Below are 20,709 nucleotides of genomic sequence, written 5' to 3'. Positions count from 1 at the left end.
ATACCTCTACTTTTCATTATTATATATTTAATATATTTAAATAACAACACTTATAGTCAAATTAATCATCTAATTTTAACACAGCAATAAAGGCTTCTTGAGGAACTTCTACAGAACCAATTGCTTTCATTCTTTTTTTACCTTCTTTTTGTTTTTCTAATAACTTTTTCTTACGAGAAATATCTCCACCATAACATTTTGCTAAAACATTTTTTCTCATAGCTTTTATAGTTTCTCTTGCTATAATTTTTGATCCAATTGCAGCTTGAACTGGTACTTCAAAGTTTTGTCTTGGTATTATTTCTTTTAATTTTTCTGTTAATACTTTTCCCCGATGATAAGCAAAATCTTTATGCACAATTGTTGATAAAGCATCAACAACATCTCCATTTAATAAAATATCCATTTTAACTAATTTTGATACTTTATATCCGATTAACTCATAATCAAATGAAGCATAACCTTTTGATATTGATTTTAATTTATTAAAAAAATCAAAAACTATTTCATTTAAAGGCATTTCATAAACTAAATTTCTTCTAGTATCATCAATATAATCAATATTAATGTAATTTCCACGTTTGTCTTGACATAATCCCATTAAATCTCCAAGATATTGATCTGGAGTCATAATCGAAACTTTTACATAAGGTTCTTCAATTGTATTAATTTTTTGAGGTTCTGGTAAAAAAGCAGGATTATCAATTTCAATAGTTTCATTATTTGTCATATTCACTTTATAAACAACAGAAGGAGCTGTTGCGATTAAAGTTAAATCATATTCTCTTTCAAGTCTTTCTTGAATTACATCCATATGCAATAAACCTAAAAATCCACATCTAAAACCAAACCCTAATGACTGTGAACTTTCTGGTTCATAAACTAAACTAGCATCACTTAAACTTATTTTTTCAAGTGATTCTTTTAAATCTTTATATTTGGCAGTATCAACTGGATAAATACCACAATATACCATTGGGTTTAATTTTTTATAACCATGTAATGGTTCTGTTGCTCCATTTTCTTTAGTTGTGATTGTGTCTCCAACTTGTACATCTCTAACTGTCTTGATTGATGCGCTTAATCAACCAACTTCTCCTGCTTCAAGTTTATTTTTTTTAACTTCAAAAGGAGTTTTTACACCAACTTCTGTTACTTCATAAGTAGCTCCAGATTGCATCATTTTGATTTGTTGGCCAACTTCAACACTTCCTTCAACAATTCTAATTGAAGCCATTACTCCACGATATTTATCATAATAAGAATCAAATATTAAAGCTTTTAACGGTTTACTATCATCTGCATCAAGAGGATAAGGGATATATTTTACTATTGCTTCTAAAACATCTTCAACGTTTAAACCAGTTTTAGCACTAATCATTGGTGCATTACTACAATCAATTCCTATGACGTTTTCAATTTCTTCTTTTACTCTTTCAACATCAGCTGCTGGAAGATCTATTTTGTTAATAACAGGAATTATTTCTAAGTTATTATCTAATGCTAAATAAACATTTGCTAATGTTTGCGCTTCTATTCCTTGGCTTGCATCAACTACAAGTAAAGCTCCTTCACATGCTGCTAAACTTCTTGAAACTTCATAAGTAAAGTCAACATGACCTGGAGTATCAATTAAATGAAAAATATATTCATTTCCATCTTTTGATTTATATTTTAATTGAACTGAGTTTAATTTGATTGTAATCCCACGTTCTCTTTCTATATCCATTGAATCAAGTAATTGCGCTTGCATTTCTCTTTTATCAACACTTCCTGTCAATTCTAAAATTCGATCTGCTAAAGTAGATTTTCCATGGTCAATATGGGCAATTATACTAAAGTTTCTTATTTTTGATTTGTCCATAATAGACCTCCATAAATATTAATTTTTCATTTTTGCATAAATTGATTTTACTTGAAATAATATTTTATTTAAATAAGTTTAAAAATAATTTAATATATAGTTGTATAAAAAAAAAGGAGATATAAATGAAAATAGCGATCGATATTGGAGGAACTTCTACAAGAATAGCAAAAGTTTTTGGATCTGAAATTAAGGATTTAAAAATTTTTGAAACAGATGTAAAAAATCCTTGAACAACTTACAACATTATTAAAGAGTATATTAAAAAAGCAAGTGAAAGTGATAAATTAGAAGGAATAGGATTATGCATTCCAGGTCCATTAGATCTAAAAAGAGGAATGATTTTAAATACTCATAATTTACCTGGATGATCAAATATGAATGTTTTAGATATGTTTAAAAAAGATTTTGATGTACCGATTGCTTTTAACAATGATGCAAATATTGCAGCATTAGGCCAAGCATTAGTGTTTAACAAATCATCTGTTTTATTTGTTACAATTTCAACTGGAGTTGGGGCTGGTTTTGTAATTGATAATAAAATTTTAAATGGATATTCTACAACTGCTTGTGAGATTGCAAATGCAATTCCAGATCTTTCACAAGGCGATGAAGTTAAATCTGGAATAGAGTTTTTTGGAAGTGGTTCCAATATACCAAGACAATTAAAGAAACGTGGAGTTGAAGTAAATAGCGCTAAAGAAGCATTTGATCTATACAATACAAATAGCAACGAAATTATAAATCAGTATTTTAAAGAATTAGAAGATAAGCTTGTACAATTTTTTTCAACAGGAATATATTTCTTAAACCCTGAAATCCTTGTTGTTGGAGGTAGTGTAGCATTAAATAATAAAGAGTTTTTTCAAAAGATATTTAAACGTATAGCTGTTGTTACAAAAGATATATCATTTGTAACACCTTGTGAATTTGCAAAAGATATTACTAATGCAACTTTACTAGGATGTGCACATCAATAAATAAAAAGTTGAATTTAAATTCAACTTTTTATTTTGCAAAACCACTTTGTAAATATCATTCTCACAATTTTGTTACATAGTCATGATCAAAAAAGTCTTTTTTTTCTTTAATCATTTTTTTCAATTTATCAATACTTTCTCATACAGTTTCGATAATATTTCTTGTGTATTTTAAAGATATTCTATTTCTATTAAACTCTTTTAAATCAAGTATTTTATAGCTTCCATCATTAAAAACTTTTATATCTAAATCATAATCAATATATTTAATAGTTTCTGATTCTACTATAAAAGGTGATGCTAAATTACAATAATAATTTATCCCACTATCTTTAAACATACATATAACATTAAATCAATAATCCTTGAAGAAAAATCAAATTGCAGGTTCATTAGTCTTTCATTTTCTTCCTGTTACTTCTGTTATTAAAACCTCTTGATTTATTAATATTAAGTGTTTTTCACTAGATTCTAATACAATTCCGCTATCTCATGATCTATATAAATTTCCGTTATGTTTATATGCATGAACAAGAAGTTTATCCCCAGGTTTTACATTTTCCATGTAAATCCCCCCCCTTCTTTAATTTGCAATATTAAATATTTATTTTTTGATATCTCTACAAAATTATTATAACTTTAAAATTTGCTTTTTAATTTTTTTATAAAATATGTTTATTGTATTAAATTTACCTAATTTTTATTTTGATATAATTAGTAAAGAAAGTATTGACTTATATGGAAGATATTAGAAAAGAACTATATAAAATATATGATGTTAAATTTAAACCTTTAGAATTTCAAAAAAAGGTTGATAAAATAGTTGAGTTATTTATAAATTATAATAGATACTTGGATAATTCACCTTTTGATACTCAGTTTTTATCTATGCAATTATTGAAATATGAAGCTAGGCATTCAAATATGATTGAAGGATTGGATACAAATGATGTTGAACTTCTTGCACAAGATACTCCCACAAGTAAAAAAATATCAAATTATGTAAATGCTTTAAAAAATGCTAACTTAGCAATAAAAAACAATAAACTTTTTACTGAAGAGTTAATCTTAAATATTCATCGTGATTTATTTCAAAATATGATGTCTGTTCATGCAATTAATGCAATTCCAGGAATGTGAAGAATTAAACAAGTAAAAATAGCAAACTATTACCCACCAAAACCACAAGACGTTCCAATTTATATGAATGACTTTGTCAATTGATTAAATGATAATAAAGGTTTTGAAGGATGCAATAAAGTTTTAGAAGCTCTTGTAAAAGGCGCGATTGCTCATGCTTATTTTGAAAAAATTCATCCTTTTACTGATGGTAATGGAAGAACTGGAAGAATCTTATTTAATCTAATAATTAACAAATATGACTTATCAACTAAACCTTATTTTTACATTTCAAAAGGTATTTTAAAAGACCAATTTACATATTATCAAGAGTTAGCAAAACTTGATAATAGTTGTGATTTTCAAAAATGAATAGATTTTTTTTTAGATTTACTTGTTTATCAACTTGAATCTAATATAAAAACTTTTAGCGAAGCGATTAAGCTTATTGTAAGAATTAGAAATGAAATAATCAAAGAAGAAAATCCAAGGTATAGAGAACTTAAAAAAACTATATTTGAATATATCTCTAAATATCCAATTTTTACTTTTTCAAGAGTTTATTTCAAGTGTAAACCAAAGTTTGATGATATCGATGATGCAACTTTTGTTGGTATTTTTAATATTTTATTAGAACAATGTGAAGTAAAAAAAGTTGCAGATAGTAAACACTATGAATTCAAAAAAATTGTTGATATTATTGTTGGAAAAAAATGATAAAAAAACATAAACTATTTTACTAATGTGAACAGTTTATATTTTTTAATATGCTCTTGCAAAATAAACTCTATATTTCGCTTGTTTTTCACAATTAAAGCATTTTGCTTCTATTTTTTCGTCAATATCAGGAATACATCTTGAATTTGTTTGAGTTCTTTCTTTAACTTGATTTTCACAATTGATATCACCGCAAAATGGAACTAATACTAAACCTTGGTTTTTATTCAAAATTGATTCATATTCATCAATTGTATTTGCTTCATATGTTTTATTTTTTAAATTTTTTAATGCAATATTATAAATATTTTTATCATAATCTTGAATTTGTTTTTCAACATATTCAACTACCTTATCTATACTTACTTGCTCTTTTGTTCTTGTATCTCTTCTAGATATCGTTACTACATTATTGGTTAAATCTCTTGGACCAATTTCTATTCTAATTGGAATACCTTTAATTTCAGCCTCACTTATTTTAAAACCAAATGATTTATCAGTTTTATCAATAAAAACTCTGTAACTATCTTTTAAACTATTGAATAATTGGTTTGAGGTTTTTTCTACTTCTTCAGATTCGTTAATATTAATAATTTGAATTTGAATTGGTGCAATTTTTGAAGGTAAAACTAGACCTTGATCATCTGAATGAGTCATAATAATAGCTCCTATTAATCTTGTTGAAACTCCTCAACTAGTAGAGTACGCAAACTCTTCTTTTTGATCTTTATTTTGAAACTTAATATTAAAAGCTTCAGCAAAGTTTGTTCCAAAATAATGACTTGTTCCCGATTGAAGAGCTTGACCATCATACATCAAAGCTTCAATTGAATAAGTTTCTTTTGCACCTGAAAACTTCTCTTTTTCAGTTTTTCTACCACTTATAACTGGTAATAATAAATAATCATTTGCTAATTTTTTGTAAACATCAAACATAGTTAACGTCATATTTTTTGCTTCTTGTTCACTTGCATGAACAGTATGACCTTCTTGCCATAAAAATTCACTAGTTCTTAAAAAAGGTCTTGTGGTTTTTTCTCAGCGCATTACATTAGTTCATTGATTATAAATCAAAGGAAGGTCACGATAGGATTTAACTTCTTTTGCAAAATGAGTACAAATTAATACTTCACTTGTTGGTCTAATGTATAGTTCTTCTGATAAATCTTTATCACCAACTTTTGTAACTGTTGCTAATTCAGGTGCAAATCCTTCAATATGTTCTTTTTCTTTACTAAATAAATTTTTTGGAATTAATAATGGAAAATAAACATTTTGTACATTTTGTTCTTTAAACATTTTGTCAGTAATAGCAACAATATTTTCCCAAATTGCATATCCATAAGGTTTAAAAATCATTGTACCTTTAACTGAACCATAATCTGCTAAACCTGCATTTTTAACTACATCTGTATATCATTGCGAAAAATCATCCTCTCTTGAAGTTATTTTTTCTATTTTTTGAGCCATTTTATTTAACCTCTTTTTCTTTTTTATTTATATTTCCAGTTTCTCCATAAAAAACATCAATATTTATATCATTTGCATTAACATATGTTTCAATGCGTTTTAAATTTGCCTTATCTTTTATCATGATAAAATCAATAGCATCAACTGGTATTGTTTCATATACATAAACAATGTTTCCGGCATTATCTAATGCTCAATCTTTTTTACATATTTTTGCAAGATTTACTGGATTTATTCCAATAACAGAGATTTTTTCAACATCAACTTTTGCTTCACTAGCTCATTTTCAAAAATGAGCTCTAGTAGAAGAATCAAACTCTAATCCAATTGAGTTATTGTTTTCTAAATATGTTCAAACAACATATTCTTCACCTTTGTTTAATTTTTGATCTTTTACTAATCTAATACCATTTTCTAAAATTAATAAGATATTGTTTACATCTGTATAAAAATATAAATTTTGGTTTTTCTTAGTCTTAATAATTTGTAGTACTTTTTTTTGTTCAGCTTTTCCTACAAACATTTTTTTTAAAAATCCTTTTTTTGGTTGTTCTTCTTTAAGATCTATATTATTTTTATTTTTAGCCATATTATCCCCTTTATAAAATTAATGCCATTACTGCATATTTCTTTCTAATAAATATAATACTAAAAAAACTTTCATAAAAGAAAGTTTTTTTAGTATTAATTTTCTTAATAGCTTGAATTTGATTTTAAATTATTAATTAAGTTATATCCTGAACTAGTTCCTATTCTATCAACACCTGCTTCAATAAATATAATTGCTTCGTCCAATGTTTTAATTCCACCAGCAGCTTTGATTTTGCAATCATTTCCTACAATTTTTTTCATTAACCTAACATCTTCTATTTTAGCTCCATATTATGAATAACCTGTTGATGTTTTCACATAATCTATTTTCGCTTCACATGCTAATTTACAACATTTCACAATTTCTTCATTAGTTAACAAACAATTTTCTAAAATAACTTTAACTATATTATTAGGGATTGCTTTTTTGATTTCTTTTAGTTCATTTAAGACCAATTCTCAATTATGATCTTTGACATAACCAATATTTATTACAAAATCAATCTCAGTTGCACCCATTTTTATACTTTCTTTTGCTTCTAATATTTTTACTTCTACGCTTGTGTTTCCAAACGGAAAACCAACAGTTCCTGAAATTTCAATATTGCTATTTTTCAGCATTTCTTTTGCAAGTTTTATTCTAGATACATGTAAACAAACTGCTGCAAAATCGTTTTCAATAGCTTCTTTGCAAAATTCTATTACATCTTCTTTAGTTGCCTCAGGTTTTAATAATGTAGAGTCAATATATTTGTTTATTTTCATACTTACCTCTTTTATTTATTTTTAAATTTCTGAATTTTATCAACTTGTTCTTTTATTTTATTTTCTTCAACATTTACAAAAGCACCTACAACAATAACATCTGCACCACTTTCACATATTTGAGAATATGTATCTTCTCTAGCTCCACCATCTGTCATTATAAAATAATTTAAACTTTTTTTCTCTCTAATGTCTTTCAAATTTTTTATTTTTTCATAAGATTCAGGAATTAATTTTTGACCATTAAACCCTGGCAAAATATTCATACACATTATTCCATCTAATAAAGATAGGTACTTTTCAATTTGATTTACACTTGTTTCAGGGTTTAAAGCCATAATAGGTTTCATACCCGAGTTTTTTATTTTTTGAATTATTTCATTTATATGTTGGGGGCTTTTATCTGTTATCGATTCATAGTGAAAGTTAAAGTAATTTGCTCCGGCTTTAGAAAAAGAATCAATATATTTATAACTTTCAACACACATCATGTGGATATCTATTTTAATATCCTTATATTTTTCTCTAATATCTGAACAAAATTTTTGACACAAAGCATAATTATTTACAAAAATTCCATCCATTATATCTAAGTGAATTCAATTTACTCCTGAATTTGTTAGTTGCTCTAGTTTTTTTCCAATTTCTAAGAAATTGAAAACATAGATACTAACTGCTACTATTTTTTTATTCATTTTTTTATTTCCTTTTTATATTATAATAATTTATATATACTTTTAGAGGTTACTAATTATGAAAAGTTTAAAATTAACTGATAGCGAACAATACGTTATAGATCAAATAGATAAAGATATTGAATATTTTATTTCTAATAATTTGAAAAATTTATCTATCAAATATAATGTGGGTGAAGCAACTTTAATTAGATTGATTAAAAAGTTAGAGTATGCATCTTTAAAGGCAATGCAAATTGATTATTCTCTAAAAACTAAAACTAATGAATTGACTAAAATTTATCCTCCAAACAGCAGTCAGAATATTACACATAATGTTTCAAGCTTTGAAATTTATTCAATACTTGAAAGTAAAAACATTGTAGATCATGAGCAACTTAAACAAGTTGCAGATGTTATTATTGCTTCTAAAAGTGTTGTTTTTTTTGGAGTTGAAGCTTCATATTTATCGGCATTATTTTTGTCAAGAAATTTGCAAAAAGTTGGTATTAATAACACTGTTTACGAATCTGTTCATGGATGTATTACTAATTTAAGTTTTGTTGAATCAGAAAATTCAGTAATTATAATTTTTTGTTCTAGCGGTCTTACTAAAGAAGCTAATGAAGTTGCAAAATATGCTATAAATAATAATATTAAAGTAGTTTGAATAACTTCTACTAATAGTATTGAAGTTAATAATGCTAATTTACAAAAAGCTAATTTTAAACTTTATCATTCTTATCATAAGAATGAGACTTTAAGATTTCCCTCAATTAGTTCAAGTAGTGGACAAATGTTCATATCAAATTTATTATTTAACTTAATTTTAAATACTGATAAGAATGCTTTTGAAACTCTTGAAAAATCTAATTTAATTTTAAAAGATTGAAATAATAGTTAATTATTTTTTTTAATAAACTCTTCAACTTCTTTTTTAGATGGTATAGAAGATTGCGCTCCTAATTTAGTTACCGCTAAAGCACTAGCTGCTGTTGCATATCTTATGCATTCATCAATGTTTTTATTCATTGCAAGATAAGTTGTAAATCCCCCCATAAATGTATCACCTGCAGCGGTTGCATCAACCGCTTTTATTTTATATGCTTCATATTTTTTAAACTCTTTTTTTTCATTTATTCACATTGATCCATTTATTCCAAGAGTTACAATTACATTTTTTTGAGATATATCTTGTAACTCGAAAGCATATTTTTTTAAAGTTTCAAAATCTTCTGTGTATTCTTTATTCAAAAGAATACATAATTCTGTTTCATTTGGAGTTATAAAATCACAACATTGAATTAAATCTTTTGAAATTAATTTTGCAGGCCCTGGATTTAAAATAACTATTTTATTTTTTTCTTTTGCATATTTTAAAAACTCTTCAATAAACTCAATTGATGTTTCTAATTGTGTTAGTACAATATCTGCTTCATCAATTAAGTGTTTGTAATCTTCTACTTCTTCTCTAGTAAAAGAGAAGTTAGCTCCTACATCTACAATTAACAAGTTATCTCCGTTATCATCAACAACTATATTAGCTATTTGAGTTGTATAATTAGATACTTTTTTTACATATTTTGTATCAATTGAATTATCCATTAAATTTTTAATTGAGATATTTCCATTTTCATCATTACCAACATGACCAATCATTTTAACACTTGCTCCGAGTTTTCCAAGTGATACAGCTTGATTAGCACCTTTACCTCCACAAAAAACTTCAAATTTTTTAGAAATTATTGATTGACCTTTATTAGGAAGTTTATCAACTAAAAATACATAGTCAACTCCAATAGAACCGGTTGTAATTATTTTTTTCATTTTTTTTCCTACTCTCTTTTAACTTTGCTTTCATTTACAGAAAGTTTTTTATCTGCTTTTCTTTTTTCTTTTTCAGCAATTCTATTTGCTTTAATTTTTTGTTGAATTTCTTTTAACTCTGCATAAAACTCAGGTCTATTTTTTCTATCTTTTCTTTCTCAAATTACTCCATCCACAATTAATGCAATCATTACACAAAGAACAATAGCTAACAATAATCATTTTGTTCATACAAAGTACAATATTCAACCAACTAATGACATTAATGAGTAGTCTGATTCTGCTCACTGTAATACATTATTTGGATCAAATTGAGCTCCATAAACTTGTTCCATTAATATGAATAAAATTGGTACAAATGATAATAATAAACCATTTACAAAAGCTCCCAATATAGCTCCTAATACACCACCTTTTATATTTCCAAATGTCCCACTAACTCCTCCTGTGAAGAAGTGTGCAATAATTCCTGGAATGATAACAGATGGTATCATCGCTGGGGCTGCTAAATTCAATCCAATAGAAATTAGTAATCCTATGATTCCCCCTGCAAAACTTGATACAAATCCTAATAATACTGCAGTCGGTGAATAATATAATGCAACAGAACAATCTACTGCCATTTTTGCTCCAGGTATTAATCTTTGACTTATACCTTCTAATGCAGGAATTAATTCTCCAACCATTGTTTTAATTCCATATATTAAAACTTCTACTCCTGCTGTAAATGTTAAAGCATCTAATAAAATTTTTACAATCACTGAGTCACTAGAACCTATAACTCCTAGTGAGACCATTTGTTCTTTACCATAAACACCTCACATTGAACCATATGTAATTCCAAATATAATAATCATAGTTACAGCAACTGAAACTGTTGAGTTTGAAAATACACTTAATCATTTTGGAAATCTTATATCCTCAGTAGATTTTACTTTTCCTTTTTTGATTTTTCCAACCAATCTACCTATTGCTCCTGCAATTGCAAATCCAAAAACATTTGCATGTCCGATATATAGTTTTTTATCTTGTGTTAAATATTCCATATATGGTTTTGTTAATGCTGGAGATAGTAACATATAAATTGAAACTATTCCTGATCCTACAACTAAGAAGTATCAAATATCACTTGATAGGTCTAATCCAGCAATATGGAACATAGTAGCTATTACTACACAAATAAATAAAGTATGATGACCTGTTAAAAAGATATATTTAAATCTTGAGAATCTAGCAAGCATAATGTTGATAATTATTGATATAAACATCATTAAAGCTGCTATTGTAGCTATTTGAGGAATAGCTTTCATAATATTACCTGCCAATGCATCAGAATTTGGCATAATTCCGGTTAATCCAAATAATTGATTAAACGAAACTGTGAAATCATCTAATGTAGATACTAAAAGACCAATTCCACCTGCTAGAATTAAATAACCTACAGCTGCTTTTAAAGTTGATAGCAACACATCAGTAAATTTATTTCTTTGCATTATAGATCCAAATAAAGCAAACAATGCTATTAAAACAGCAGGTGCTCCAAAGAATCCTTTAATAAAATATATAAATTCATTCATATTTTTTAATTCTCCTCCCACTAAAATTATTACACTTTATTTAAAAGTTAATTATTAAATACTTATTCAGGAGTAGTGCTTCAAAATATATACAAAAAATAAAATTAAATATAAAAAAATGGAGCTAAACTCCATATTAATTTCTAAATGGCGGATTGAGAGAGACTCGAACTCTCGCGCCGGTTGCCCGACCTAACACCTTAGCAGGGTGCCCTCTTCACCAACTTGAGTATCAATCCATACAAAAGAATTATAACAAAAAACAAGGTGATGTTTATATAAATATTAATAAAATCTATATATAATTAATAGTTTTATATTTAAATAAAGTTTTTTATATAAACTGGTTCTAAATTATCAATATCTTCAATTAATTCAAACTTTTCTTTTAAATCTAAATAATTTTTTACAAAGTCAATTTCATAATAATCCTTTATTAATGCAAAATCTTTATAGTTTTTACAAAAATCGCAAATATATTCGTCTGGTAAAAGCTGATCTACAATTATATTTCTTTTATTTTGATAAACTCCAACATATGATTTTTGGCCCTTGGCATCTAATAAACTCACACAATCACTACTTCCTGCTTGATAAGCTAAACTACTTATTGCATAAACTCTAAAACTGTTATTCACTGTTTTTAAAGTTTTTACAATTGTTATTGCTAACCTTACTCCTGTATAACTACCCGGCCCTTTTGTAATATAAAATTTTTCAATATTTCTTAAAGTTAAATCGTGTTTTTTTAATAGTTTATTAATTTCTATTAAAACTATATCACTTAGTCTTGTTTGATTTTTTTCAACAAAGCTATCAATTACATTATTATCCTTTTCTAAAATTAATATTAAATTATTATTACTTGTATCTATAAACAAATTCATATTAAACACCTTCTATCACAAACTTTCTAACATTTTCATTTACTATTTTAATTGATATTTTTATTATTTTAAAATATTGTTCATATTTTATGTTTAAATTATCACTTCATTCAATAATATTTAAAGCATTATAAAATTGTTCTAAATACATATCTGATTCTTCATTTTCATTTAATCGATATGCATCAACATGATTAATATTTAAATTATTTACTTTATATTGATTCATAATTACAAAAGTTGGAGAATTTACAACTTCGTTAACACCAAGTTTTTTTAATAATCTTTTAGTAAATGTAGTTTTTCCAGCACCTAAATCTCCAGATAATAATATTGCTACATTTTTTTTGCAATATGGTACCATTAAATTAACAACTTTATTTATTTCTTCTAAAGAATTTATAATCATAAATCTATCTCCAATTTCATTAATATATATTATGATATAATTTTTTAGTTAGGAGTAGCAATAAAAATGATAAAAGATGTTCTTATTATTGGGGCTGGGCCAGCTGGTTTATATGCATGAAAACTAGCTAGAAATTATGATTTGTCAGGAACTATTGTTGATGCTGAAAAATCATATGGAGGACAAGTCAATAGACTTTATCCAACAAAAACTTTAAGAAATTTACCTGGAATTGATATAAAAATTGCAAAAAATGTTATGGATGAAATGTATAACATGATTGAAAAAGATGAAAGTATTTTTGAACAAAAATTTTTTTGTAGTGTTGAAAAAATTGAGATGATTGATGAAAACATTGAAAAAAACTTAATTAAAAATTATTTCAAAGTTACATTTTCAGATAAAACAACTCAAGTCTATAAAAAGATTTTATGCACAATTGGTATTGGTTTTTATGAAAGAAAAAAACTTTTAGAAAAAGACTATGAAAATATTTTATATGGTATAGATAATTTAAAAAAGTTTAAAGATAAAAAAATATTAGTTTTTGGAGGAGGGGACTCTGCAATTGATTTTGCCAATGAACTTATAAATTGAACAAAAACAGTAAAACTGATTCATAGAAGAAACGAATTTAGAGGTGCATTAAGCGGAGTTAATGAGGCTGCTAAAAATGGAGTAGAAGTTTTAACACCTTATGTATTTAAATCAATTTTGAAAGAAGAAAATAATTTAGTAAAAGAAATAGAACTTGAAAATTGTGAAACAAAAAAAGTTTTAAAACTTGATTTCGAATATGCTGTTGTGAATTTTGGAGCAGATTGAAAAATGGAAAAAGATTTTTTTATAAATTATAAAGTTGAAAACAATCATATTATAGTCGATGAAAATATGATGACTTCAATCGAAGGAGTATATGCAGCAGGAGATTGTTGTACATATAAAGGAAAAATAAATAACATAGTTTCTGCATTTTACGAAGCAATGAAAGCAATTTTAAATATAGATAAATTAGTAAAAGATAGAAATAAACTAGGAAATGGTTGATAAACAAAAAACAAGCATTATGCTTGTTTTTTGTTTATATTATTTTTCAATTAATGATGGTTGAGTCATTTCAGAAGGTATTTCTTCTCCTATTAACTCTAAAATAGTTGGTGCAACATCTGCGATTGCAGCATCTTTTTTTCTTAATTTAACTGTTCTATCTGTAACAATAATTGGCACTGGTTGGCTTGTGTGTTTTTTGTTCGGTCCACCTTCAGCATCAATCATAACTTCTGCATTGCCGTGGTCAGCTGTAATAATAAGTACATAACCCGCTTCTTTTGTTGCTTCATATACTCTTTTTAATTGTTCGTCTAGAGTTTTGACTCCTTTAATAGCAGCGTCTAAAACTCCAGTATGTCCAACCATATCACAGTTAGCATAATTTAAAACTATTAAATCATACTTTTGTTTTTTAATTTGTTTTATTAATTGATCTGTAATTTCAACAGCTGACATTTCAGGTTTTAAATCATATGTTGGGACTTCTTTTGTAGATGGTATCAGATTAATCGCCGCACCTTTTAATTTAATTTCCTCAGGTGTTGCTAATCCATTTTTAAAGTAATCTTTTCCTCCATCAAAAAAGAAACTAACATGAGCAATCTTTTCAGTTTCAGCAATTCTTAATTGTTGATAACCTTTCATACTTACTCATTCCCCTAATCCGTTTATAACTTCAATAGGCTTGAAAGCAATGTATTTTGATAAAACACTTTCTGAGTATTCCATCATTGATACAAAAAAGATTTTATCCCCTAAGAAAGTTAATCCATTAAACTCTGGTGAACTTCAAGCCATATAATCATGATTTGTAAATGTACTTGCCATTTGAATTGCTCTATCAGGTCTAAAGTTTGCGAATAAAACAGAGTCATTTTCTTTTATATAACCATTTGGAGCAGATTGATTGTAACCAGGTAAAATTCCTTCATCATCTTTTCCTTCGTTATATTGTTCTTTAATATAGTCTGCAGGATTAGTAAATACATTAACATCTTTTCTATCTACTAATGATTTATAACCTTGTGCAACTCTTTCCATTCTTTTATCTCTATCCATTGAATAAAATCTACCAGAAATTGATCCAACAGAGCCAACGCCATACTTTTTAAATAATGATTCTAAATCATTTAAATAATTTATTGCAACAGTTGGTTTTGTATCTCTTCCATCTGTAAACAAATGAACATAAATTTCTTTTAATCCAGCTTTTGCTGCAGCTTCAAATGCTGCAAACATATGTAACATATGTGAGTGAACTCCACCATCTGAAAATAATCCCATAATATGGAATGCACTATTATTGTTTTTGCAGTTTATGATAGCTTTATTTAATGCTTCATTTTTTTCAAATGTTCCATCTTTAATAGATTTGTTAATTAAGGATAGAGATTCATACTTAATTCTTCCTGCTCCCAAATGAATGTGTCCTACTTCTGAGTTTCCCATCTGCCCTTCAGGAAGTCCCACTCATTCTCCGCTTGCATGCGCTTCAACTCATGGATATTCTTTTTTAAGACTTTCTACAAATTCCATGTTAGCTTCTAAAATTGCATTACCTTTTCCCGGACCTGCTAATCCTCATCCGTCAAGTATTGCTAAAAGTACTGGTTTTTTTGCTTTCATATTTATTCTCCTAATATATATTTTTTTATAGCCATTCCAACTGCACCTTCTAAAAATGTGTATTTAGAAATTACTTTTGCATGTTTTTTTATTTCATCTTTTGCATTTGCAGGGACAATTGATAGTCCTGCATAATCTAACATTGGTATATCATTGGCTCCATCACCCATAGCCATAACTTGACTTGGATCAATATTGTAATGCTTTAATATATACTTTAAAGCAATTGCTTTATCTACATTTTTACTAGTTACTTCTGCAGAAATAGAACCATCATGCCAAAAAACATTTAACCCAATTTCTTTCAACTCTTCAATTAACTTTTTATCAAAATCAATTAATAAAATTTTATAACAATCTGTAAAAATTGTGTTTTTTCCAACTATATGGATGATTCCATCAAAAAGTTTAGTTTCTACTTCCACAAGTTTATTATCTTCTATAGATTTATTTATAAAAATTCCTTTATTATTTTTTGAATACGCTCAAATACTTGTATCTTTATATTCTTCTTTATTTAATATTTCAAAAACTTTTTCTACGATACCTTTCTGTATCACATTTTCTTGTATTACTTTTTTTTCCAAAATATCATAAATTACAGCACCATTAAAAGCAATCATAAAAGATTCATTTTTTTTAAAGTTATAAAGATGAAGCTCATTCGCTTCACTTTCAAAAGGCCTACCTGTTACAAAAACTACTTTTTTTCCATTTTCAAGTACTTTATTAATAGGTTCTAAATTACTTTCGATATGTTTTCCCAAACTTTTATAACTAGTTCCATCCATATCCAAAGCTATTAATTCAATATTTTTATTAATCATATTTATTCAATTAAACCTAAATATGAGTCTTCAATTAATGAAGCTCCACCTACTAACGCTCCATCAATATCTGGTTGTGATAAAATTTCTTTTATGTTTTCAGGTTTAACACTTCCTCCATACTGAATTAAAACTTCATTCGCAATGTTTTGATCATACATTGATGCTAAATGATCTCTTATTGCTTTTATTACATCTTGTGCTATTTGAGGAGTCGCAACTTTTCCAGTTCCAATTGCCCAAATTGGTTCATATGCAATTACAACTTTTTTTACATGATTGGCACTAATACCATTTAAGTTTTTTGTTAATTGATTTTTTACGTGCTCCATAGTTTTTCCATTTTCATAAATTTCTAAACTTTCACCACAACACAAAATTGGCACTAAGTTTGCTTCTAATAAAGCTTTAACTTTGTTGTTAATTAATTCATCATCTTCTTTAAAAATATCTCTTCTTTCCGAATGACCAATTACTACATATTCAATTCCTATTTCTTTTAACATTGGAATTGATATTTCTCCAGTGTAAGCACCTTCTTCTTTGAAATAACAATTTTGAGCTGCTATTTTAATATTTTTAGCAACTTTTGTTAAATCACTTAACATAATTGATGGAGCAGCTATTCCTACAATTAAATTTGGGTTTCCTTTGATTTTTGCTTCTATATTTTCAATAAATCTAACTCCAATTTTATTAGTTTTAAACATTTTTCAATTTCCTACAATAATTTGTTTTCTCATAATTAACTCCTAACTTATTTTTTATTATACAATATACATTCTATCACTATGAAAAAGCATAATGATTACAAATTAAAAATAAAAAATAACTTTTTAATTTAAAATAGTCTAAATGAAAAGAAATTATTAATATTTAAAAGAAAACATAAGTAGAACAGTTGAAAAAATAGTATAGTTAGGTTCGATAATTATCTTACTTATTATAGTTTGTTTTTTAGTCTATAAATTTATTTTGTAAAATTTTTTATAATTTTTATTTATTATAATTGTAAAAATAAACAAATAAAATATCGCATTTATATTTTGTATTTAACTCAAAAAGATTCTTCAAATAAGGTATAATGTGCACTGTTTTTTAATTCTTATTATTTCTTACTATTTTAATTTGAGTTTTTGTTAATTAATGCAAGAAGGCATACACTTTTCCCAAAATTCAATTTCTGCTGCTTTTAAAACTTTTCCACCAGTTAAAGATGCATCAGATATAATATTTGAATAAATTGGGTACATTTCTCACATACCACGTTCTAATATTAATGACATATTTATATCTTTACTATCTGATGAAGCTTTAATAATATTATTAAAACTAACTTTATTTATTAAACCTTCTTTTTTAATGTATTTTTTCATATAAATATTATTCTCACAAAGTGGATAATATAATTTGCTTTTTGATTTCTTAATATTATATCTTTTACTCATTACTTTATTTCAATGTGTTCACTTTTTAAATTTAAAGTTTAGAAATTTTTTAAAAATTTTATACTAACTATAAATTTGTTTAGGGTAATAAAATTAATCTACTTTTCTATTGCTTTTAAAATATAAAAACAACCTTTCTATAGAGACTAATTATTTAAATCATTTTAAATAATTATCTTTATCTAAGGTTGTCTATTCTATTTAAAAACTAATTTCTTAATTAACAAATTCTACATTTAAAAGTTTAATTTTTGATCTTGCTGCAATATTAATAGCAAAATCACGTCAAGAAAGATTAGTTCTATTAATATAAGCCAACGTTTTAATATTAATTTTATATGAACTAGTATTATTTCCGTTATCTGATCATTCTATTCATACATAAAAATATATTTTAACTTCGTTTGTTGATAGATCGTCTCATTTTTCCCCATCATTATGTACTAATGTTTCTGAAGTATTATATAGACTAAAATTTGAAGATATATTTTTATTTTTATTTTCCAATCAACAACTTTGACTAATGGGTGGTGTATATTCTCTTGTTCAGTTATAATCCAATAATAAATTAACTTTAATTTTTGAAAAATCACGTCTTAAATTATCTAATGAAGTATTTGCTGTTCCTGTCGCAAAAGTTGTTCTTTCGCTTGTATCATCATTTTTATGCCCATAAGCATCAGTGTAATCTGTTTCTACATTAAATGTTTCTTTTAAAGGAACTTTAAAATTAACATTTGCCTCACCATATAATCATTTTTGAGCTAAAGCACTATTTGCTTTAATTTTAGCTCTTGAGTAAGAAATATCGTAAGCTATTAATCCGTCATAAATTTCTTTCTCTAAAGTTATATTGTTTTTATTTTTATTATAAAAAGCATCTGTTATTGTTGAAGCATCTTTATTACCAAATTCACCTAAATTTTTATAAACAAAATTATTTAAATCAAATCGTTTTATTACATCAAAAGTATAATCTTGACTGTATTTATTATTTTTTGATTTAACAGTCATTACTAAACCACGTTTAAATTTATAAACACTTTTTGATTCAATATAAATTTTATGATTGTTTTTATCATATCTTGCGTCAACTATCCCATTCACATTAAACGAGAAGTTTACAGGGTAATTATCTTCATGTATTAATGATCCGTAATTTGTAACGTCTATTATTTGAGTTTCTCCGGCATTCATATCTTTAATTGGAGATAATACAAAATTAACTTGCGGAACACTAATGTTTACTCTAATTTCTTCTGTATGCCCCATCAATGAAGTTGCTTTAATTACATAATTTGATACAGCTTTATCTTTTGCTGTGATTATAATAGCTCTTTTTTGTCTATTATAGAAAGCATTAACAATGCTTGCATCGAATTGAATTTTAGAAGGAATGTTTCTATCTCCATCTTGAATTTCAGGCATATTGGAAATATTTACCTCAGTTGTTTCATAAACTTTTAAGTTTACTGAATCTTTATCTAAATGGAAAGGTTTATCTTCAGGTGTAATATTTACTTTTATTACTTGTTTGTTATTTGGTAAGTTTTTTGATCATACTGATATTTCAACATTGTTCATAACAACATTTTGTGCTTCAAATTTTAATGATTTTGTTACTTTGTCCAAACTTACTTTAACAGCATTTGGGTGATTTATACTAAATTGTGATGGCATATTTTCATCTACTCTTAAATCATCATAGTTAACTATATTTATATTTTTAGTTGAATTGGTTGTCATTGTAATTGAAGTTGTTTCAAATACTGCTTGTTTTTCAGGATAAATCAAATTGACAGTAACATCAACTGTTCTGTTTCTTGATCCAACTGTTAAAACAACTGACTTTGCAATGTTTCCTGTTGCTTCAATTATCACTGATTTTCTTGAATAATCTACTCTTGCAGAAATTAATGCTGGAGCGGAATAAGAAAAGTGTTCATTATCTGGTCTATTTGAATCTTCAATTAAATCATCTCAATTAGTTACTAAAATCGAAGTGGTTTGACCACTTTGTGCTTTTAGGTCAACACTAGTTTTTGCTAAATTAAAGTCCATTGATTTTGCAAAAATTTGAACTTTTATTTCCTGTTGATTTCCAGGTCTTTTATCGTTTGACATAACAATTACTCTTTGTTCGCTTGCTGGAGGTTCTTTTATATCATCTTTCGCTGTTATGTCAATAGTTCCTTGTTCAGAATTAAACTCGATTTTTATATAAATTGGATTATAGACAAACTTTTCAGGTCAATTTTCTTTTGCTCATTCATAATAATTGGAATTTTCATCTTTATTAAAGTTTACAACTTTAATTTGTTGAGTTTCTCCCATTCTCATTTCTACATTATTTTTTTCTAATAAAAAATTATCTTTTGAGTAATGAAAGATTGAAAAGTTTATATCTACTAATCCTTTGTATTTTTTTGAGTCTTCATTCGCGACAATTGTCGCAGTACCTTTATCATGACTTGAATTTGTTGCGTAATCTTGTATTGTTACTTCATTTTTATCTAAACTTGGATTTATGTTAACAATAGCATTTAAAACAAGTTCGCTTGCGTTATCTTCATTATTAATTTTTACTTGATCTAGCTGAGTTCTTTTTATGACTTTTTCTAAATCTATTCGCTTATCTTTATTTTTATTATCATCAGTATTTGGTTTACTTTCACTATTATCTGTTTGATCTGCATTATTCAACTCAGAATTATCATTATTTTTTGAAGGAACATTGTCATCTACAACATAATTAACTGCACTACCCACTGATGAGATTCCAATTGATAACGATGATAATAAAGCTAATAAGTTTTTCATATTACCATTCCTTTCAAATTACTATCTTTATAGTATTTAATTCTATCAATAAATTCAA

20 protein-coding genes and 1 tRNA gene are annotated in these 20,709 nt (G+C 26.2%); 4 read left to right on the top strand and 17 right to left on the bottom strand.

What is annotated here, in order from left to right:
- Positions 1–61: 61 nt before the first annotated feature.
- The gene (gene lepA, locus STABA_RS01455; protein WP_156005797.1) at positions 62–1,864 is read right to left on the bottom strand and encodes a translation elongation factor 4; all 1,803 of its coding nucleotides are present in this window, start codon (positions 1,862–1,864) and stop codon (positions 62–64) included.
- Between the two features lie 125 nt (positions 1,865–1,989).
- Here lepA and STABA_RS01450 point away from each other — a divergent pair, with 125 nt between their 5' ends.
- The gene (locus STABA_RS01450) at positions 1,990–2,844 is read left to right on the top strand and encodes an ROK family protein (protein WP_156005795.1); all 855 of its coding nucleotides are present in this window, start codon (positions 1,990–1,992) and stop codon (positions 2,842–2,844) included.
- A 28-nt stretch (positions 2,845–2,872) separates the two neighbouring features.
- On the opposite strand, the gene STABA_RS01445 is transcribed toward STABA_RS01450, so the two are convergent.
- Positions 2,873–3,409: a DUF402 domain-containing protein gene (locus STABA_RS01445; protein WP_156005793.1), complete on the bottom strand. Its 537-nt coding sequence runs from the start codon at positions 3,407–3,409 to the stop codon at positions 2,873–2,875.
- 173 nt (positions 3,410–3,582) lie between these two features.
- Between STABA_RS01445 and STABA_RS01440 the strand changes: the two genes are divergently transcribed.
- Positions 3,583–4,683, top strand: a complete 1,101-nt coding sequence (locus tag STABA_RS01440; RefSeq protein WP_156005791.1) for a Fic family protein — start codon at positions 3,583–3,585, stop codon at positions 4,681–4,683.
- 42 nt (positions 4,684–4,725) lie between these two features.
- On the opposite strand, the gene proS is transcribed toward STABA_RS01440, so the two are convergent.
- The 5 genes from proS to STABA_RS01420 form a co-directional block, all read right to left on the bottom strand.
- Positions 4,726–6,150: a proline--tRNA ligase gene (proS, locus tag STABA_RS01435; protein WP_156005789.1), complete on the bottom strand. Its 1,425-nt coding sequence runs from the start codon at positions 6,148–6,150 to the stop codon at positions 4,726–4,728.
- Between the two features lies 1 nt (position 6,151).
- Entirely contained in the window at positions 6,152–6,739 is a 588-nt protein-coding gene (locus STABA_RS01430; protein ID WP_156005787.1) for a hypothetical protein, read from the bottom strand.
- Positions 6,740–6,843: 104 nt separating this feature from the next.
- Entirely contained in the window at positions 6,844–7,002 is a 159-nt protein-coding gene (locus tag STABA_RS05925; RefSeq protein WP_246157339.1) for a hypothetical protein, read from the bottom strand.
- A 30-nt stretch (positions 7,003–7,032) separates the two neighbouring features.
- Positions 7,033–7,506, bottom strand: a complete 474-nt coding sequence (gene deoC, locus STABA_RS01425; protein ID WP_246157337.1) for a deoxyribose-phosphate aldolase — start codon at positions 7,504–7,506, stop codon at positions 7,033–7,035.
- 11 nt (positions 7,507–7,517) lie between these two features.
- Positions 7,518–8,201, bottom strand: a complete 684-nt coding sequence (locus STABA_RS01420) for a ribulose-phosphate 3-epimerase (RefSeq protein ID WP_156005785.1) — start codon at positions 8,199–8,201, stop codon at positions 7,518–7,520.
- Between the two features lie 58 nt (positions 8,202–8,259).
- On the opposite strand from STABA_RS01420, the gene STABA_RS01415 reads away from it, so the two are divergent.
- Positions 8,260–9,084: a MurR/RpiR family transcriptional regulator gene (locus STABA_RS01415; protein WP_156005783.1), complete on the top strand. Its 825-nt coding sequence runs from the start codon at positions 8,260–8,262 to the stop codon at positions 9,082–9,084.
- Here the strand turns inward: STABA_RS01415 and rbsK are convergent.
- The 5 genes from rbsK to tsaE form a co-directional block, all read right to left on the bottom strand.
- Entirely contained in the window at positions 9,081–10,007 is a 927-nt protein-coding gene (gene rbsK, locus STABA_RS01410) for a ribokinase (protein ID WP_156005781.1), read from the bottom strand. The two genes, STABA_RS01415 and rbsK, sit on opposite strands and share 4 nt — an antisense overlap.
- 8 nt (positions 10,008–10,015) lie before the next feature.
- Positions 10,016–11,584, bottom strand: coding sequence for a PTS ascorbate transporter subunit IIC (locus STABA_RS01405; RefSeq protein WP_156005779.1), 1,569 nt, complete (start codon positions 11,582–11,584; stop codon positions 10,016–10,018).
- Between the two features lie 148 nt (positions 11,585–11,732).
- Positions 11,733–11,823, bottom strand: a tRNA-Ser gene (locus STABA_RS01400).
- Positions 11,824–11,904: 81 nt separating this feature from the next.
- A complete protein-coding gene (gene tsaB, locus STABA_RS01395; protein WP_156005777.1) occupies positions 11,905–12,471 on the bottom strand; it encodes a tRNA (adenosine(37)-N6)-threonylcarbamoyltransferase complex dimerization subunit type 1 TsaB in 567 nt (188 codons plus the stop codon).
- Position 12,472: 1 nt separating this feature from the next.
- Entirely contained in the window at positions 12,473–12,880 is a 408-nt protein-coding gene (gene tsaE, locus STABA_RS01390; RefSeq protein ID WP_156005775.1) for a tRNA (adenosine(37)-N6)-threonylcarbamoyltransferase complex ATPase subunit type 1 TsaE, read from the bottom strand.
- 66 nt (positions 12,881–12,946) lie between these two features.
- Between tsaE and STABA_RS01385 the strand changes: the two genes are divergently transcribed.
- Positions 12,947–13,930, top strand: coding sequence for an NAD(P)/FAD-dependent oxidoreductase (locus tag STABA_RS01385; protein ID WP_156005772.1), 984 nt, complete (start codon positions 12,947–12,949; stop codon positions 13,928–13,930).
- Between the two features lie 36 nt (positions 13,931–13,966).
- Here STABA_RS01385 and gpmI read toward each other — a convergent pair whose 3' ends face one another.
- From gpmI to STABA_RS01360, 5 genes are all read right to left on the bottom strand, one after another.
- Positions 13,967–15,556, bottom strand: a complete 1,590-nt coding sequence (gene gpmI, locus STABA_RS01380) for a 2,3-bisphosphoglycerate-independent phosphoglycerate mutase (RefSeq protein ID WP_156005770.1) — start codon at positions 15,554–15,556, stop codon at positions 13,967–13,969.
- Positions 15,557–15,558: 2 nt separating this feature from the next.
- On the bottom strand, positions 15,559–16,383 hold the full coding sequence (locus STABA_RS01375) for a Cof-type HAD-IIB family hydrolase (protein ID WP_156005768.1): 825 nt from the start codon (positions 16,381–16,383) through the stop codon (positions 15,559–15,561).
- A 2-nt stretch (positions 16,384–16,385) separates the two neighbouring features.
- On the bottom strand, positions 16,386–17,126 hold the full coding sequence (gene tpiA, locus STABA_RS01370) for a triose-phosphate isomerase (RefSeq protein ID WP_156005766.1): 741 nt from the start codon (positions 17,124–17,126) through the stop codon (positions 16,386–16,388).
- 396 nt (positions 17,127–17,522) lie between these two features.
- Positions 17,523–17,759: a hypothetical protein gene (locus tag STABA_RS01365; RefSeq protein ID WP_156005764.1), complete on the bottom strand. Its 237-nt coding sequence runs from the start codon at positions 17,757–17,759 to the stop codon at positions 17,523–17,525.
- A gap of 288 nt (positions 17,760–18,047) precedes the next feature.
- The gene (locus STABA_RS01360) at positions 18,048–20,651 is read right to left on the bottom strand and encodes a hypothetical protein (protein ID WP_156005762.1); all 2,604 of its coding nucleotides are present in this window, start codon (positions 20,649–20,651) and stop codon (positions 18,048–18,050) included.
- Positions 20,652–20,709: the final 58 nt, after the last annotated feature.

Source organism: Spiroplasma tabanidicola (assembly GCF_009730595.1).
Lineage (GTDB): Bacteria > Bacillota_I > Bacilli_A > Mycoplasmatales > Mycoplasmataceae > Spiroplasma_A > Spiroplasma_A tabanidicola.
This window is presented reverse-complemented; position numbering and strand designations above follow the sequence as displayed.